Here is a 17,537-nt window from a genome sequence, read left to right on the forward strand (position 1 = left end):
GAGACCCTTCAATGTACCGTTTAGAGTATCGTATTTGATAATTGATGGGTGGATACACGGCGTTTTACGTAGAAACGATCGTCAGACGCCGAAGTGAATCCCGTTATCGGGTTATCGAGCGCGCGCTCCAGCCGGTCGTTTGCGGGCCGTTTTCGGACGTATCGCCCTCTATTATCAATATCTGAATACGATATCGGGGTCGAGCCGACAATTATATTTCCACAATATATAGTTATTATCACAACTCGGTACTCCCCTTGTTTGCGCTTTTGACGACGAGTTGCCCGGTCGAACCCTTGAGCTTGATCGACCGGCCGTGATCGCCGCCGATGTCCGCACCGACGACCGGGATACCGTGTTCCTCGAGCGTTTCCTGTACCTGTTCGGCGTTGCGCTGACCGATGCCGGATCCGCTCTCGGAGAAATCGAGCATGTCGCTACCGCCGGCGATCTTTGCGACCATGTTCGACCTGTCGCCGCCGGCGTCTTCGAGTTCTTCGATGAGCGTTTCCACGCCCGTGTCCGCGAACTTCGCCGGGTTGCCGTTTTCCGCCTCGTCGGCCGACGGCAACATCACGTGAACGAGTCCGGACACGGGAACCGTCTCGTCGTGGAGCGCGACGCCGATACAGGACCCGAGACCGCTCGTCGTCAACACGGCCCCGTTTCTCGTCACGTCGTATTCCGCGATCCCGATCTTGATCTGCTCAGGCTTGGATTCCGACTCAGCCTGTCCGTCGTAGACCTTCATCCTTGGAATATTTCCTCGGGATCAGCGTCGGTTTGCTCGGCTCGTTCGGCCTGCAGTTCGTCGAGCGCCTCGCGCAGTTCCTGCTCGTTTGGCAGGGCGTGGATCTCGGCCTCGAACTCGATGTCATCGGTTCGCATCGTCGACTCGACAATGAACGCGTGTTCTTGCTGGCGACCGACCTGCGCCACGAGTGGGTCGATGATGGCCTGTCCCATGTCGTGGACCAGCCGCGGGGGCGTGTGATCGACGGCGGCCTGTAACACGTTCGCCCAGCCGTCGACGAACCCGCTCGTCATGATGTTCCCCAGTTCCTTGATCGCCGACTCGTGTTGGTCGGTCAACGCCTCGCTTTCCACCTCGATCGGCATCATCGCCTCGGCGACGTTTCTGGCCGACAGTTCATCGAACAGCACCATCAGATACCCGCTCGGGATCCCCGTGAACTCGACGACGGTCCCGACGTACGTCTCGTTGCTGATCTGCTTTGGCACGTCCGTGATCGGGGCGAAACTGATCTGTGAGACCTCGGCTTCGGTCTCGATGCCGGTCATCATCGTGACGTTCTCGGCGGCCGTCTCGGTCCCCTGGCGGGTCATTTCGTTGAACACCTCGAGCTTGTCGACCGGGATCGCGTCGTCTTCGGTGTCGACGTGCTCGGCCATCAGCACCGTCAGCGGCTCGTACTCCGGGAGCATGTATATGTAGAACTCGACCGACTCGTCGGTCCATTCGATCCGGCTTTTGAAGACGAACACGTGGTCCGTGTTATCGCCCACCGGGACGTCCGGAAGTACTGCCCTCCCGTCGCCTTCGATGTACGTGGGGGGAGAGTGGTCGATCGTCGCACCCAGATAGTTGGCCCAGCCGTCGATAAAGCCACTCATCATGATGTTGCCGATCTCTTTGACACCGCTGCGGGCCATCGACTCGCTGTCCGCGCTCCCGACGAGTGCCTCGACCAGGGACGTGCTACAGTCCCGGTCGAACACGAGCACCGTGTCGCCGGCGAGTTCGCCCTCGTAGTCGAACTGGACGCCGACGAATTCGTGCTCGCCCAGCTCCTCGCCGATATCCTGGCGATCGACGAGCGACAGTTTCGTCACCTCGACGTCGGCCTCGATTCCGGTCATCTGGGTCATCGACGCCGTCGCCTGCTCGGCACCCTCGCGAGCCAGCTGGTTGAACGTCTCGAGCGACTGGATGTCGACGTTCATCTATGACGGGACGACGTCCTCGATGGCCTCCATCACGCTCGGCTTCTGGAAGGGTTTGGTGATGTATCCGTCCGCTCCGGCCTTGACCGCTTCCTTCATTTTCTCCTCCTGGCCGACGCTCGTACACATAATGACGTTGGCATCCGGGTCGGCGCTTTTGATCTCGTCCGTGGCCTCGATGCCGTCCCTGATCGGCATCACGATGTCCATCATGACCAGATCCGGGTGCTCCTCCTTGTAGGTCTCGACGGCCTCGACGCCGTTTTCGACTTCACCGACGATCTGGTGGTCTTCCTCGAGGATCTCCCGAAGGAGGTTGCGCATGAACTCGGAGTCGTCAGCGATCAGCACGTCTGGCATGATCAGTCACTCTAAACGTACTGGAATCAACTAAATAAATGCTTCCGCGGGATTATCGCCATTGATACCGATTCGAGAAAGCGACACCTACAACCTGAACCCGTCCTCGCCGATCGCCTCAAGCAGGTCGGCGATGGTATCATCGGGGTCGAGCCCCTCGCGTTTGATCGCCTGCGAGAGACTCTCTGTGGGATAGGTAATCGGGACGTTCGATTCGGTCAACAGAATCCCGAGGATCTCCTCGACGGGCGTTTCGCTGTCGATATGTTGGGCGTACCACAGGATGAGACTCTCGAAGATCGTCACCACGTCGTTTGACATCATGCGGCGCTGGAACACCCGTCCGTCAAACGTCGCAGTCACGTGGAACCCGTATCGGGAATCGGCCTCCTGAAAGTTCGCCTCCAGCCACCGGGAGACGTCCCGTTCGGTCAGCTCGGAGACGTCGGTCGGCTGGCTGTCCGTCGACGGGGGTCGGTCGGGTCCGGCGGTCGGTTGTTCCGTGCCGGGCGCGTCCCCGGTGTCGGCCTCGTCCGTCTGCGTGTCGGTGTCGACTCGTTCTCGGGCGGGCTGGCTCGAGGCGACGTTCGGCGCGTCCTCGATCGGGTCGTTCGGGGAGACGACGTAGCGGCCGTCGTCGATCTCGGCGACGTGCTCGTCGTCGGAGATATCCAGCTCCTCGGGGGCGAGTACGCGGCCGTCCTCGTCAGAGTCGTCCCCGGATCCCATACGTGTGTCTCTATGGCGGGCCAGTATAATTCCGTCGGTGATGCCACTCACCGACGTGATGAAAACGGAAAAGCGGCGACGGCGTTACAGCTGGACGCTATCTTTCCCGGAGAGCGAATCGGGAACGACCAGCGTCACGGTCGTTTCTCCGCCGGAACGGGTCACGATCTGTGCCTCAGCAGTCTGGCCGGAATCCAGCTCCATTGGTTGAGAACTGTTATCGGACGCAGTTTCATTCACGAGATTGATGTTCATGATGGCTCGGTCGACAGGATCATTGAGGGTACTATCCTCACTGATCGATTTATCATCATCTGGCCCGTCTCGGAGCGCTTGCCAAGTAAAGTTCCCATAGGTCGTTCCAGTCTCCGATTGATTGAGCTCGCCAGAAACCAACTGACTACTGCCGGAACTCGTAACCCACTGGATAGTCGTATCATTGAGATTGACGTCACTGGAGCCAGGAGCCAGCTTGAGCGTCATCTCAATTTCTGAAATCGTAGCATTATCCGTCACTGTCCCGGTCGTCGACGTTTCGACCAGCCGGTTGGTGACCTGCTCGGAGGCTTGTTCACCGCTCTGTTCGGCACTACTCTGGAGGAATCCAGCCGTGTTGATCAGCACGCCCGCGGCGATGGCGGCGACCAGGACCATCGCGATGAACACGATGAGCGTCCCGATCCCGACCTGCCCGCGGTCGCGGTCTCGATCTCGTCTGTCGTCAGTTCCGTCGAACATTGATGGGTCACGCCTGGGGAGCCAGGCTCTATGCACAACTCATTCAGAATTACACTTAACCCTACCCCCCGAATTATCGTCTCTGAAAACGCGGTTTCGCGGCCGGTCCAGGCGTTGTCAGCGATGAAAACAGCGGATAGGCCGCTACAGAAGGCCAGATTGCGTTCGCCGGTTACGTCTGGTAGCTCACTAGACTGTAGATCACGAAGAGGTACCCGAAGGTCGTCAGGGCACTGTTGACCAGCAGGAGCGACTCGGGGTTCGCCGTCGAGGACGCACCGAAGTCAGTCAGGAAGGCACTGATCATCGTCGCGGCCGCGCCGGCGACCGCGAGCGCGAACCCCAGCGAGAGGTGCAACATCGCCCGTCTCGACGTCTGTACGTACGCCCGCATCGCCATCCCGACCATCGTCAGGCCCGCGACGACGAAGACCAGTGTCAGGACGGCATAGAGGAACTCGATCATCTTACCCGACGTTCGTTCACGTCGACTATTAAATCCACCTTCAAAAATATCGGCACTGATAACTGATCGAGGACTCGCGCCTTGCTGGAACGACTGTCGATAGCGAACACGACCAGATTGCTGGCCCCACCCCGTCAGTTCACCCTTCCGAGAGCGTCCGCCAGGCGTCGTCGAGTTTGTTCGTCACTTCCGAGCGCTCTTCGACGGAGATCGCCATCGACTGGTCGAAATCGACGGTGACCGACTCGACGTTCCGTCGATAGACCTTGATCCGCCGGCGGTCCTCGGACAAGATGCTGTCGTGCAGTTCGAGCAGTCCGTGCTCGGTCAACTCGTCGATCCGCCGATAACAGGTCGCGATCGGGATGTCGAGTTCGTCGCTGAGGTCCTGTGCCGACTGTGGCTCGTCCGCCGCGTCGAGGATCTCCGCACTGTATTTGTTCCCCAGTGTCCGGAGAAGATCGACCGAAGCCATCGTTATCAACTTTTGAATTCTGTGAACAATAAAGGTACCGTCTCTTTTTTTCGAGATGAGTATCGAAGACGGGGGCTTTCAAGTATGATACCGAGCCCTCTACCGGCCGATATCGGAGGTTTCACTCGAGCGGCGAGTCGCCGTGGTTCATCATCGAGAACTCGCTGGCGTTGTCGTGAACGGTGATCCCGCCCCAGGAGATCTCCATCGGGAAGATGTCCGTCTCGATGTCCTGCTTTCGCATCTTCGCGACCCAGACGTATCGCTTGACGCCGGAGTCGGTCGGGGTCTGGAGCAGGTAGATGTTCCCGTCGGTCAGGTAGTTCTCGAGCCCGATCTCGCTTTTCGGGAAGACAGCCCCCTGCTCGTTGGTCATCAGCGTCGTCAACCCGTTCTCTTTCAGAATGTCAGAGAACTTCAGGAGGTACGTGCGACGTTCGCGCTCGTCGTCGAAAAAGAGGTTGAACATCGCAAGCGAATCCAGCACGAGCCGTTCGTATTCGCTGTCTTTGAAATCTTCGAGCAACATATCAAGTGAAGACGAAAAGTCGTGTTCCCCGAGGAGTTCCCGCTTGTCGTAGACGAGGATGTCGCCGCGTTCGACGTATTCCGGCCATTTGTCGAGTCCGATCGATTCAGCGGCTTCACGGAGGTCCTCCTGGTTTTCCTCGAAGGAGAGATAGATTCCCTTCTCGTCGAACATGTCGACGCCGTTGTAGATGTACTGCAATCCGAGAATGCTCTTTCCCGCCCCGGGGTTCCCGCTGACGAGCGTCGTCGAGTCCTTCACGATGCCGCCGTTCAGTATCTCGTCCAGACCATCGATGCCGGTTTTCGTGAGTTCGATCATTGTAGTTTCGTCGCGTCACGCGACACGCTGTTGGATGTACCTCAGTTGTGAGGGTAAAAAAGCTTGTTCCATCAGGCGGTCCGGATCGCGTCCGGATTCACCCAGATGACGAATCCGCCGTCGCGCTTGACGACGCCGCGGACCGAGTCGACGTCGTCGCTGGTCGGCGATCGATCGACGTTTTCGGGATCGACCTGGCTCACCTGATGGACCTCGTCGACGAGCCAGCCGACTGCTCCCTGTTCGTCGTCGGCGATTTCCGGATCGAAGACGATGATGCGGGACGGATCACCGCCGTCGATATCGAAGACCACCTTCGGATTGACGATCGAGGTCGTATGCCCCCGAAGATCCATGACTCCCTCGACGTGCGGTGGGGCGTTCGGAACCGATGTCAACTCCCCGACGTCGACGATTTCCGTCACGTAATCGATGCTCACGCAGTAGGTCTCGTCCCCGAGCTGGAATTCGAGGACCTGATTCGTTGCGTCTGACATGGTCTTGCTGGTTGAAACGCGACTGCGATGACTGCCGATAGTGTCGTCGGCCGGTATCTATACGCTCCCAACAGGATCCCTTAAGCGTGTCTCCTGTGCTATCAAGACTGATTACCGGGGCGGTGTCTTTATTTTGTCGCTCCGGATAGATGAGCCCAACGTGGGTCGGCGGCCCTTTCGGTCGCGTCCACACCACAGGTAAGGGACTCATGCCACGATCATCGCCGCGGGCTGTCGTCGCCGACGACTCGCATTTCATGCGGAGCGTCATCTCCGACATTCTCTCGGAGGGCGGGATCGAGGTGGTCGCGCAGGCGAAGAACGGTCGCGAGGCCGTCGAAGCCGTCCGCGAGCACGACCCCGATGTCGTCACGATGGACGTCGAGATGCCGGAGATGGATGGGATCGAAGCCGCCGAACGGATCATGGCCCGGCAGCCGACGCCGATCCTGATGTTGAGCGCGCACACAGACGAAGACGCCGACGTCACCTTCGAGGCCCTCCAGAAAGGAGCAGTCGACTTCTTCACCAAACCCGGCGGCGAGGTCTCGATGGAGATGTCCCGGCTGAAAGACCAACTCGTCGACATCGTTCGATCGGTCGCACAGGCAGAGCCGCGAGCGGGCGACACCGCGGAAGCCGAGACCGACGATTCGTCCCAGTCGCACACCCGATACGGCGGCCGGCCGACGCTCGTCGTCGGCTCCTCGACCGGCGGTCCGACGGTCGTCGAGCAGGTCATGTCGTCGTTGCCGGTCGAGGCGTCGCTGCGCGTGCTGATCGTCCAGCACATGCCCGGCGGCTTCACCGGCCGGTTCGCGGAGCGGCTGGACGCCCGAAGCGAGTACGACGTCTCCGAAGCGCGCGACGGAGCTCGCATCTCCGCCGGCGAGGCGCTCGTGGCCGCCGGCGACCGACACATGGAAGTCGCAAACTACAGTCACGGTCGGCTTCGGGTGGCGCTCACTGACGATCCGCCGGTCAACAGCGTCCGACCGTCCGTCGACGTGACGATGCAGTCCGCCGCCCGGACGGTCGACGACCAGTTGATCGGCGTCATCCTCACCGGCATGGGCCAAGACGGTGCCGACGGCATCCGTGCGCTCAAAGAACACGGCGGACGAACGATCGCACAGGACGAGGCCAGTTCGGCGGTGTTCGGGATGCCAAAGCGGGCGATCGAAACAGGCTGTATCGATACGGTCACCTCGATCGAATCGATTCCGACGGCCGTTCTCGACGCGATACCACAGGAGGTTCACTAACATGGACGATCAGTATCTCGATGCGTTCATCCGCGAGAGCGAGGAAGCGATCACCGAGCTGAACAACTCGCTGCTCGAACTCGAATCGGACCCCGAAAACACCGAGGCGATGGACTCCATCTTTCGGACGGCACACACGCTGAAGGGTAACTTCGGCGCGATGGGTTTCGACGACGCCTCCGAGCTCGCGCACGCGATCGAGGACCTCCTCGACGAGATGCGCGACGACCAACTAGAGGTCACCCCGGAGATCATGGACCTGATCTTCGCCGGCGTCGACCGGATCGAGGCGATCGTCCACGAGATCGACGAGACCGGCCAGTCGACGGCCGATACCGATGCCATCGTCGCCGACATCCGTGGGGTCATGAACGAAGACGCTGTCGGGAGCGAGACGGACGACGAACGAACCGCCGGGTCGAGTCACGACCCGTCGGAGCTGATCGCCGGGGCCGAACTCCCGGACGTCGACGGTCCGGTCTATCACGCAGCAGTGTCGGTCGGTGACTCACAGATGCCGGGCGTCGACGCGATGCTGGCGCTGGAGTCGATCGAGGAAGAACTGGACGTTCTCGGGACCGACCCGTCCCGTGAGGCGGTCGAAGACGGTGATTTCGAAGACACCTTCGGGGTGTTCCTCGCGGGCGCACAGCAGTCCGCGGTCGAAGCGGCCCTGAGTGCCACGGGCAAGATCGAAGATGCGACCGTGACCGACGTAACCGACGCCGTCGAGGCGCAGGGTTCCAACGGGAAGGGGTCGTCCGTGGCAGATGGTACCTCCGGCGGTAAGGCGTCGTCCGGCGACGGGGCGAAACGGGCGACTGCGGACAGCCCGGACGCCGATACCGCGACCGCCGGTTCGACACAGTCGGCGGGTGCCGACGACGGCCAGGAGACCGGTTCGGTTGAGGAGATCAAGTCCGTCCGGGTCGACGTCGACCAGCTCGACGAACTGCACGGACTGGTCGAACAGCTCGTGACGAGCCGGATCAAGCTCCGGCGGGCAGTCGAACACGACCATCTCGACTCGGCCTCGGAGAACCTCAACGAACTCGACAAGATCACGGCGAACCTCCAGAACACGGTCATGGACATGCGGCTGATCCCGCTGAGGAAGGTCGTCGGGAAGTTCCCGCGACTGGTCCGGGACCTCTCACGTGACCTCGGCAAGGAGGTCGACTTCACGATCGAGGGTGAGGACATCGAACTCGATCGGACGATCCTCACAGAGATTTCCGATCCCCTGATGCATATCCTGCGCAACTCGGTCGACCACGGGATCGAACCCCCCGAAGAACGGGAGCGACTCGGCAAGCCCCGGACGGGGGAAGTGACGCTATCGGCCTCCCGGGAGCGCGATCACGTCATCATCGAGGTCGCGGACGACGGGGGCGGACTCGACGTCGACGCGATCAGAGAGCAGGCCCTCGACCGGGGCGTCCGGTCGCCCGACGAGATCGAAGCGATGACCGACTCGGACCTCTATGACCTGATCTTCCATCCCGGCTTTTCGACGGCGGAAGAAGTCACTGATACGAGCGGCCGCGGGGTCGGGATGGACGTCGTCCACGACACCGTCACGAAGCTCGACGGCAGCGTCAACGTCGAGTCCACGCCGGGCGAGGGGACGACAGTCTCGTTGCGCCTGCCGGTGACAATGGCGATCGTGAAGGTGCTGTTCGTCGAGGTCGGCGACGAGCAGTACGGCATTCCGATCAAGAACGTCGACGAGATCACCCAGGCGACGGAAGCCCAGACGATAAACGGAACCGAAGTCATCAAGCACAACGACGATATCTACCCGGTCGTCGACCTCGCGGAGACGTTCGACGTGCCCGGCGAGACGAAAAACGGCGACGGGATGCTCGTCAGGATCCGCGAGTCCGAGCGACGGGTCGCGCTGCACTGTGACTCAGTCGAGAGTCAGGAGGAGGTCGTCGTCAAGCCGCTTGAGGGGCTCCTTTCGGGGACGCCCGGCCTCTCCGGGACGGCGGTGCTGGGCGACGGGAACATCGTCCACATCCTCGACGTGGTGACGCTGTAGCATGGCCCGAACGCAGACTCGGAGGTGGCGACGATGACGCGGCGATCGGGTTCGGAACAGGGCTTCGACCAGTTGCTCGAATACATCGGCGACGAACTGGACTTCGAGTCCGGGTTCTACAACGACGCCTACATGGATCGCCGGATCACCGCCCGAATGCGCCGGACGGACACGGACAGCTACCGGGCGTACCATCGGTTGCTCGAACGCGACGACGGCGAACGCGAGGCGTTGCTGGACTCGCTGTCGATCAACGTCACCGGGTTCTTCCGGAATCCCGAGGCCTGGGACGGCTTGCGGACGGTCCTTCGGAAACTGACCGACGACCGCCGGCAGGTGAACGTCTGGAGCGCCCCCAGCGCCGACGGGCGCGAGCCGTACTCAGTCGCGATGCTGGCGCTCGACGACCCGGGGATCGACGCCGACCGGATCGACGTCCTCGGGACCGACATCAATCACGAGATACTCCGAACGGCCCGATCGGGCGTCTACGAAACCTCGAAGACGACCGACATCGCCGAGGAACTCGAACCCCTCTCGCAGCTTGACCCGTACATCCAGCGGGACGGGAACACGTTCGAAGTCCGCGATCGCGTCAGCGAACTCGTCAGCTTCGAGCAACACGACCTGATCCGCGGCGAATCGAAGGGCCCGTTCGATCTCGTGCTGTGTCGGAACCTGCTGATCTACATCGACTCCTCCTACAAGGTGCCGATCTTCGAGACGATCGAAGGGTCGCTGCGCGACGGCGGCTACCTGATGATCGGGATGACCGAGACGATCCCCGCAGAGATGCGAGAGACCTTCGAAGCGGCGGACAAGCAACACCGGATCTACCGAAAGTGTTGAGATGTCACTTTACCAGCTCGAACGCGACGGCGACGCCCAGGAACTCATTCGCTTGCTCCGGGAAAGCGACAACCCGGAGATACGCACGCGCGCGGCCGATCTACTCGGCAACCTCGATGATCACGACGAGCGCAGAGACATCGTGAACGCGCTGGTCGAGGCCGCCGAGACCGACGACACCGACGACGTGACGGCCGCCGCCGTCGACTCTCTCGAGGCGCTCGGCGGCGACGCGATCGAGCAGTTGATTGCCAGCATGGCCGGCGTCGACTTCGAGGAGGGGGCCGACTGGGTGAAAGCGAAGGCGTTCACCCGAGCGCTTGACAGCGACGTCCCGGAACTGCGCATGGCAGCCGCCAACGGACTCGGACAGTTCGGCGAGAGCGATACGCTGCCGCAGTTGATCGAGGCCTTCGACGACGACGACCGCCGAGTCCGCGCACGCGCCGCCCGGGCGGCGGGATCGATCGGCGACCCGCGCGCGACCGACGCACTCGAGGGGTTGCTCGACGACCGGAGTCCGGCCGTCCGGCGCGAGGCGGCCGACGCGCTCGGCAACGTCGCCAACCGGCAGGCGCTGCAGGCGTTGCTTTCGATGTACGACGACCCCGACGAGCGCGTCCGCCGGATCGCCGTCGGCGCGTTCGGCAACTTCGACAACGGTCGCCCGGTCGAACATCTCGTGGAAGCGCTTTCCGACGAGTCGACGGTCGTCCGCCGGACGGCGGTCTACTCGCTGATCGAGTTGCTCTCGAACGTCCCCCGCCAGCGCAGCCACGAGATCAGGGAGTCGATCGTCGACGAACTCAGCGCCACCGAGGACGCGACCGTCGTGGTCCCGCTCGTGGAGATCCTCGAGGAGAGCACCCAGACCGCCCAGCGACGCAACACGGCGTGGCTGCTCGGGCGGGTCACCGACGGCGAACACGAGCGGGTCGTCGAGGCGCTGATCGACTGTCTCGACGACGACGATCAGATGACCTCACAGTTCGCGGCCACCAGCCTCGCGCAGTTCGACGGCGACGCCGTCGAGGACCGGTTGCTGGACGTCGTCGAGGACGACGCCCGCAGCAGCGACGTGCGCGCACAGGCGATCTTCACGCTGGGGAAGGTCGGGGGCCAGCGCACTCGCGAAACGCTGGAGTCGATCATCGACGAGACCGAGGACGAACAGATCCGCAAGCGGGCGTTCTCGGCGTTCTCCAAGCTCGGCGGCCAGGCCGGCGACGTGCTGTGACGGCTCCGGATGGACGCCTGCGACGATCCCGAACGGTCCATTGTAACGCTCTCGGACGGGGACCGTCGTGGGACCATCGGACGGGCATGGTCGTCGCGTGCGGAGACCAACGATTAATAGCGCGGCCGGCAAACCTAGCGGTATCGAGAGACGATGGCCGAGGGCGAACAGAAACTCGCGGACGTGCAAGGCCGGTTCATGCAGGTCGTCTCGGACGGCCGCAAGGCCAGCGACGTCGATTGGCAGTCGTGTCGCCTGCTGTTATCGAACAAGCGGCTGCTCATCCTGACCAACGAGGGCAAACAGACCATCCCGCTCGGGAAGGTCACCAGCATCAAGAGCCGCGGGGACGTCAACGAGGCCATCGCACAGGTGTCGAGTTACCTCTCGGTCCAGATCGGCTCGGACGTCTATCTTGTCGCCCCGCAGGACCAGGAGCCGTTCGAGGAGAAGCTGTACGGCGCAATCCTGGACCAGCGCGTCGTCTACGTCAAGCATCCCGCAGTCGAGGGCGGCGTCGTCCAGGACACCGGCTGGGAGAAAGCCCGGCTCAAACTCGGCGACGGAACGGTCGATCTGGCGATTGCCTCGGGCCAGTTCGTCGAGGTCGATCGCGGCGACGTCGGGACAGTCGAGGTGTCTGAACAGACCGTCAACGACAGTCAGCGCCGCGTCGCCGAGATCGAACACCTCGTCGAGGACACCGTCGTCCAGACGCACGTCACCGGGCCGGGTCGGGTCGTGGCGATCCTCGCCGGCCTGCTCGGCCAGGAGAACGGCCCCGACGCGGACATCAGCAAGGCGGAACACGAGGTGCTGATGGCGCTGTATTCCGGCGTTTCACCGTTCAAGATCCCCGATTTCGTCGGAATGGATGTCGACGAAATCGAAGAGATCTACGACGAACTCCTCGAAGAGGGACTCCTTCAGGAAGTGCGAACGCGACGCGAGGTGTCGTTGAAGCCACGCGGGCGCAACATCGCCAGCGAGGTCATCGAGAACCAGTGAGTGTCGTGAGCCCGTCTTGAGTCAGCGATCGTTGTCATCTGCGGTCTGGTGTGGACACTCGGATCGGTACATAATTATCGCCGACAGCGTGACTCCCCTACGTGATCGGTGACAGTCGGTTCGTCTCCGGGCTCGGGTCGCTTTTCGACGCGGACAGCTACCGGTATCACGCCGTCTATCTCACGTACTTCGCCGCCTCGAACGGGCTCGTCTCGTTCCGGAACGCCTTCTTCGAAGACGTCGGGCTCACGGGGTCGCAGATGGGGCTGCTCGGCGCGTTGCTCGTCGCCGGCGGGCTGGTCGCCCAGCCGGTGTGGGGCGTGCTCGCTGACCGGTTCAGCGCCACCCGGGCCGTGTTGCTGGTCGGCGTCGCCGTCTCGGGGCTCGGCGTCCTGCTGTTCCCGCTCGCCGCCCACGTCGCGTGGACGTTCGGCGTGCTCGCCGTCGCGACGCTCGTGGTCTCGGTGTTCCGGGCCCCGATCGTGCCGGTCGCCAACTCGATGGTCCTCTCGCAGGGCGTCGAATACGGGCACGTCCGGGCGGTCGGAAGCGTCGCGTTCGGGGTCGGGAGCCTCCTGCTGGGCTGGATCGTCGCCGGCTTCGGGCTCGACTGGGTGTTCTACGTCTACGCGCTCGGGATGGGCTTTGTCTTCGCCGCGGTCTGGTCGCTCTCGAATCCCCGGGCGGATCTCTCCCCGGACCTCCGGCGGGACGCGATCCGGCTGGTGACCGACCGCGGGTTCCTGCTGTTGCTGCTGGTCGCGTCGCTGGTCGCCGGTTCCTATTCGGCCGGCGACGCCTTCCTCTCTGTGTACCTCCGCGATCTCACGGGCGGCGACGCCACGACGGGGCTGGCGTGGCTCGTCAAGACCGTCGCCGAGGCAGTCGTCTTCCTCGCGCTCGCCGGGGCCGATCTGGACAACCGGGCGGTGCTGGCCGGCGGTGCCGGGGCCACGGCCGCCGGATATCTCGTTCTCGGCGTGACGACGGCCGTCCCACTCGCGGTCGGTATTCAGGTCCTGTCCGGTGCCGGCGTGGCGCTGTTCCTGTTCGCCGCGGTGCACATGACTCACCGGTACGCGCCGACGGCACTGGCCGCGACCGGCCAGGCGCTTTTGACCTCCGTGGGGATGGGGCTGGGCCGGATCGTCGGCCAGCTCGGGTCGGGCTGGGCTGTCAGCGCGGCGGGCGTCCGGGCGCTGTATCTCGTCCTGGCCGGGACCGCGGCGATCGCGACGCTCGCGAGTCTGGGCTTTCAGCCGCGACTGGCCGCACTCCTCAACCTGCGGTAGATCGAGCCGCTTTCGACTCCCGGACCGGCGACCGCCGCTGTTTTTGTCCCGTCACTCGAAACGGGGCGCATGACGCTCGACCCGGTGCACATCGAGGGGATCGCGCGCCTCGCCGGCCAGCTCGGACGGGGCGTGGGCGACACCGACCACCAGGGGCTGGCAGAGACAGTCTGGGCGGAGTTCCTCGATCCGCTGTACGCCGACGGCGATCCCGTGCTCGAACCGCTGGGCGAGCAGCGCCGCCGGGTGATCGGACTCGAAGACGCCGCGCTCGCCGAATCACCGTTCGACACCCAGCACGGGCTGGACTCGGGAACGATCAACCCCACGACGTTCAAGAACGGGCTGGTGCTTGACGTCGCCCAGGCCGCGATGAGCGCCGTCCCCTCGGATCTGGACCTCCACCGCGCCCGCACCGTGGTCGTCAGTGCCCACACCAACGACACGACGATCGATCTCGGCGGTGAATGGGTGGCCTACGACGAGGGCTACACCCGCCAGCGAGTCGTGCAGGTGCCACGAGTCGACCGGTACGCCCAGACGGTCGTCCACGCGCTGGCGCTGTATCTCGCCGAAAGCCACCACGCGCAATTACAGGCCGACGTCGTCGAGGACCTGCTGATCCTCGACGGGCCGATCTATCCCACAGGACTGCTGAAGTGGGCCGATCGCCACCCCGAACTGGCGACGCTGTTGCGCGATCACGAGCGCCCGCGGAGCGTGATCCAGAACTACGTCGAACTGGTCGAGACGTTCGTCGACCGGGACGTGCCGCTGATCGGGTTCGTCAAAAACAGCGCGAGCAACGCCATCACGCGAGCCGTCCGATCGGAGACCAACGCCCCCTGGGCCAACGACGCCGCGCTGTTCGCGCAGGTGCTCGCTCGTCGAGACGACGACGGCGACCGCCGGACGGACGCGCTGACCTGCACGAACTGGTTCCAGTCGCGGCTCGGCACCGACCGGCCGCTCTCGACGCAAGGTGGCGGTCTGGGCCTCGAAACGGAACTCGATCGCGAGGCCTACGAGGTGACGTTCTTCGTCGTCTACGACCCCCGTCTCGACGTGACCTACCGGATCGAAGCCCCCTATGCGGTCACGCGAGACGAGGAGATCCGCGAGGCGTTGACCCGCCACATACTCGGCGAGATCGCCGCCGAGCGCGGTCCGCCACTGGCCGTGGCCAAGGCCGACGAACTCGCGCGTATCGACCGCGAGGGCAAGGAAACACTCCGGCAGACGATCGAGCGCCAGTTCGACAGCGAGCGCCAGCGCCAGTACAACGACCAGCGCTGGGGCGTCGACCTCGACGTCGGCGGCCTGTAGTCGCTCAGGTGTTCGTCTGTCCGCCGTCGACGACAAGCGACTCGCCGTTGACGTAGTCGCTCATGTCGCTAGCGAGATAGACGGCGGCGTCGGCGATGTCCTCGGGCTGGCCGAACCGCCGCTTGGGCACCTGCTGAAGGAACTCCTCTTCGGTCTCGGAGCCGATGATCGGTACGTCCTCGCTGACCATCTTCGTGTCGATGATCCCGGGGTGGATGGCGTTGGTATTGATCCCCTCGGGGCCGTACTTATCAGCCAGCGAGTAGGTCATCAGCCGCGCCGCGCCCTTCGAGGTGCAGTAGGTGACGAAGTCGGCCGATCCCTCCAGTCCGGCGACGCTTGAGAGGTTGATGAGGTCACCCTCGACGCCGGCCTCAAGCATGCGCTCGATGGCGACCTGCGCGCCGAAGAACACGCCCTTGACGTTGATGTCCATCAGCCAGTCGTACTCGTCTTCGGTGACCTCGGTGAACTCCTCGCCACGGAAGACGCCGGCGTTGTTCACCCAGACGTCGAGTCCGCCGAACTCCTCCGCGGCGTCGGCCGCGGCCTCGTGATCTTCCTTGTTCGTGACGTCACACTCGACGTAGGCCGCTTCGACGTCGTATTCGTCTTCGAGCAATTCGTGTGTCGGCGTCCCGCCCTCGCGAGGTTCGGCCTGGAGGTCAGCGACGACGACGTCGGCCCCCTCCGCCGCGAAGTGCTTGCAGATGCTACGCCCGAGTCCGCTTGCGCCGCCGGTGACGACGGCCACGCGATCGTCTAACAGTCCCATGGTTGCGCCTGCCGATTCCCCTGCTGGCTGCATTAAGCCTCTCTGGGGCTCCCAGAATGTGACGATCAGGTAGCTGCTTAAGATGTTACCGGTCCTCAAACGGGAAGCCAAACGCCGACCGAACGCAAGCCTTAGTGACGTACTCTCCCGAGAGACGGACAATGCGCGACGCGTTCGAAGTCCGGACCTACGACGGGGCGGCCCGAATCGGCGAGTTACGGGTACCGCGGGCCGACGTGACCGTCGAGACGCCTGCGCTCATGCCGGTGGTCAACCCGCACGTCCAGACGATCGAGCCCGCCCGGCTCGAATCGGCGTTCGGCGCGGAGATCATGATCACCAACAGCTACATCCTCCACGGGAGCGACGACCTCCGCGAGGACGCCCTTGAGCAGGGACTGCACGAGTTGCTGGGTTTCTCGGGGGCGATCGTGACCGACTCCGGGTCCTTCCAGCTGGCCGAGTACGGCGAGATCGACGTGACGACGACGGAGATCCTCGAGTTCCAGCGCGAGATCGGCAGCGACATTGGGACACCGGTCGACATCCCGACGCCGCCGGACGTCGGGCGGGAGCAGGCCGAGCGGGAACTGGACACGACCCAAGAACGGTTAGAGACCGCCGAGAGCGTCGAGACCGGCGAGATGCTGGTCAACGCACCCATCCAGGGCTCGACGTATCGCGATCTCCGGACCGAGGCCGCCGAGCACGCCTACGGGACGGGACTAGACGTCTTCCCGATCGGCGCGGTCGTGCCCCTGCTGAACAGCTACCGGTACGCCGACATCAGCGAGATCGTCGACGCGGTCAAGCGCGGTCTCGGCGGTGACGCGCCGGTCCACCTGTTCGGGGCGGGCCACCCGATGATGTTCGCGCTGGCGGTCGCGATGGGCTGTGACCTGTTCGATTCGGCCGCCTACGCGCTGTACGCCCGCGACGAGCGCTACCTGACGGTTCGCGGCACCGAACACCTCGAGGAACTGGAGTATTTCCCGTGTGAGTGTCCGGTCTGTAGCGAACACACGCCCGAAGAATTACGCGAGATGGACGACGACCGGGCCGAGCGACTGCTCGCTGAACACAACCTGCACGTCTCCTTCGGCGAGATGCGGCGAGTGAAGCAGGCGATTCGACGGGGGGACCTCTTCGAACTCGTCGAGACGCGAGCGCGCAACCACCCGACGATGCTCGACGGCTACCGGGCGCTTCTCGACGACGCCGACCGACTGGAGGCGAGCGATCCGGCCACGAAAGACGCCTTTTTCCACGTCTCGACCGAGAGCGCGCGCCGACCCGAGGTGCGTCGCCACCACCGGCGTCTCGAGCGGTTCGACCTCGACGGCGAGATCCTGCTGGCGAGCGACCGGGACGCCCTCGACCGATCGTTCGACGAGCGATGGAGCGTCACCCCGCCGTTCGGGCCGTATCCGCCGGCGCTCGCGGAGGCGTATCCGCTGACCGCCGAGGTGCCCGAACGGTTCGAGCGGCAGGCCTACGCGGCCGCCGGCGAGGGGATCCGACGGCTCGTCGAGGCCAATCCCGGGGCGACGTTCACCGTGGCGCTGTGGGACTGGCCCGAAGACGTACTGGCTGCCCTTCCCGACGGTGTCGAGCGAGCCGACGGATTCCGGGCGTAGTCGTTCGCCGCTGTCGAAACCATC

General features: G+C 63.6%; 18 protein-coding genes. 8 read left to right on the forward strand and 10 right to left on the reverse strand.

Annotated elements, in window-relative coordinates:
- Positions 1–238: 238 nt before the first annotated feature.
- From HSR122_RS12890 to HSR122_RS12930, 9 genes are all read right to left on the reverse strand, one after another.
- Positions 239–751, reverse strand: a complete 513-nt coding sequence (locus HSR122_RS12890; RefSeq protein ID WP_229110209.1) for a chemotaxis protein CheD — start codon at positions 749–751, stop codon at positions 239–241.
- Entirely contained in the window at positions 748–1,965 is a 1,218-nt protein-coding gene (locus HSR122_RS12895; RefSeq protein WP_229110210.1) for a chemotaxis protein CheC, read from the reverse strand. Before HSR122_RS12895 ends, HSR122_RS12890 begins: the two co-directional genes overlap by 4 nt.
- On the reverse strand, positions 1,966–2,325 hold the full coding sequence (gene cheY, locus HSR122_RS12900) for a chemotaxis protein CheY (RefSeq protein WP_394355527.1): 360 nt from the start codon (positions 2,323–2,325) through the stop codon (positions 1,966–1,968).
- 87 nt (positions 2,326–2,412) lie between these two features.
- Positions 2,413–3,054, reverse strand: a complete 642-nt coding sequence (locus HSR122_RS12905; RefSeq protein ID WP_229110211.1) for a DUF7500 family protein — start codon at positions 3,052–3,054, stop codon at positions 2,413–2,415.
- An 84-nt stretch (positions 3,055–3,138) separates the two neighbouring features.
- Complete coding sequence (locus HSR122_RS12910; RefSeq protein ID WP_229110212.1) at positions 3,139–3,792, reverse strand: archaellin/type IV pilin N-terminal domain-containing protein; 654 nt, start codon at positions 3,790–3,792, stop codon at positions 3,139–3,141.
- Positions 3,793–3,964: 172 nt separating this feature from the next.
- Positions 3,965–4,258: a DUF7521 family protein gene (locus tag HSR122_RS12915; RefSeq protein WP_229110213.1), complete on the reverse strand. Its 294-nt coding sequence runs from the start codon at positions 4,256–4,258 to the stop codon at positions 3,965–3,967.
- Positions 4,259–4,397: 139 nt separating this feature from the next.
- Positions 4,398–4,733 (reverse strand): winged helix-turn-helix domain-containing protein, encoded by a 336-nt coding sequence (locus HSR122_RS12920; protein WP_229110214.1) that lies wholly within the window; start codon positions 4,731–4,733, stop codon positions 4,398–4,400.
- Between the two features lie 121 nt (positions 4,734–4,854).
- Positions 4,855–5,583, reverse strand: a complete 729-nt coding sequence (locus HSR122_RS12925; protein ID WP_229110215.1) for an RAD55 family ATPase — start codon at positions 5,581–5,583, stop codon at positions 4,855–4,857.
- A gap of 71 nt (positions 5,584–5,654) precedes the next feature.
- Positions 5,655–6,080: a chemotaxis protein CheW gene (locus HSR122_RS12930; protein WP_229110216.1), complete on the reverse strand. Its 426-nt coding sequence runs from the start codon at positions 6,078–6,080 to the stop codon at positions 5,655–5,657.
- Between the two features lie 209 nt (positions 6,081–6,289).
- Here HSR122_RS12930 and HSR122_RS12935 point away from each other — a divergent pair, with 209 nt between their 5' ends.
- The 7 genes from HSR122_RS12935 (at position 6,290) to HSR122_RS12965 (ending at position 15,101) form a co-directional block, all read left to right on the forward strand.
- The gene (locus HSR122_RS12935) at positions 6,290–7,345 is read left to right on the forward strand and encodes a protein-glutamate methylesterase/protein-glutamine glutaminase (protein WP_229110217.1); all 1,056 of its coding nucleotides are present in this window, start codon (positions 6,290–6,292) and stop codon (positions 7,343–7,345) included.
- A gap of 1 nt (position 7,346) precedes the next feature.
- On the forward strand, positions 7,347–9,389 hold the full coding sequence (gene cheA, locus HSR122_RS12940; RefSeq protein ID WP_229110218.1) for a chemotaxis protein CheA: 2,043 nt from the start codon (positions 7,347–7,349) through the stop codon (positions 9,387–9,389).
- A 33-nt stretch (positions 9,390–9,422) separates the two neighbouring features.
- Positions 9,423–10,238, forward strand: a complete 816-nt coding sequence (locus tag HSR122_RS12945; RefSeq protein WP_229110219.1) for a CheR family methyltransferase — start codon at positions 9,423–9,425, stop codon at positions 10,236–10,238.
- A 1-nt stretch (position 10,239) separates the two neighbouring features.
- Positions 10,240–11,475 carry a HEAT repeat domain-containing protein gene (locus HSR122_RS12950; protein ID WP_229110220.1) on the forward strand — a complete coding sequence of 412 codons (1,236 nt, stop codon included), beginning with the start codon at positions 10,240–10,242 and terminating at the stop codon, positions 11,473–11,475.
- 153 nt (positions 11,476–11,628) lie between these two features.
- Complete coding sequence (locus HSR122_RS12955; RefSeq protein ID WP_229110221.1) at positions 11,629–12,483, forward strand: CheF family chemotaxis protein; 855 nt, start codon at positions 11,629–11,631, stop codon at positions 12,481–12,483.
- Between the two features lie 101 nt (positions 12,484–12,584).
- Positions 12,585–13,775: an MFS transporter gene (locus HSR122_RS12960; RefSeq protein ID WP_229110222.1), complete on the forward strand. Its 1,191-nt coding sequence runs from the start codon at positions 12,585–12,587 to the stop codon at positions 13,773–13,775.
- Between the two features lie 69 nt (positions 13,776–13,844).
- Complete coding sequence (locus HSR122_RS12965) at positions 13,845–15,101, forward strand: DNA double-strand break repair nuclease NurA (RefSeq protein WP_229110223.1); 1,257 nt, start codon at positions 13,845–13,847, stop codon at positions 15,099–15,101.
- A gap of 4 nt (positions 15,102–15,105) precedes the next feature.
- Here HSR122_RS12965 and HSR122_RS12970 read toward each other — a convergent pair whose 3' ends face one another.
- Complete coding sequence (locus HSR122_RS12970) at positions 15,106–15,876, reverse strand: SDR family oxidoreductase (protein WP_229110224.1); 771 nt, start codon at positions 15,874–15,876, stop codon at positions 15,106–15,108.
- Positions 15,877–16,037: 161 nt separating this feature from the next.
- On the opposite strand from HSR122_RS12970, the gene tgtA reads away from it, so the two are divergent.
- Positions 16,038–17,513, forward strand: coding sequence for a tRNA guanosine(15) transglycosylase TgtA (gene tgtA, locus HSR122_RS12975; protein ID WP_229110225.1), 1,476 nt, complete (start codon positions 16,038–16,040; stop codon positions 17,511–17,513).
- Positions 17,514–17,537: the final 24 nt, after the last annotated feature.

The organism is Halapricum desulfuricans, from assembly GCF_017094525.1.
Classification (GTDB): domain Archaea; phylum Halobacteriota; class Halobacteria; order Halobacteriales; family Haloarculaceae; genus Halapricum; species Halapricum desulfuricans.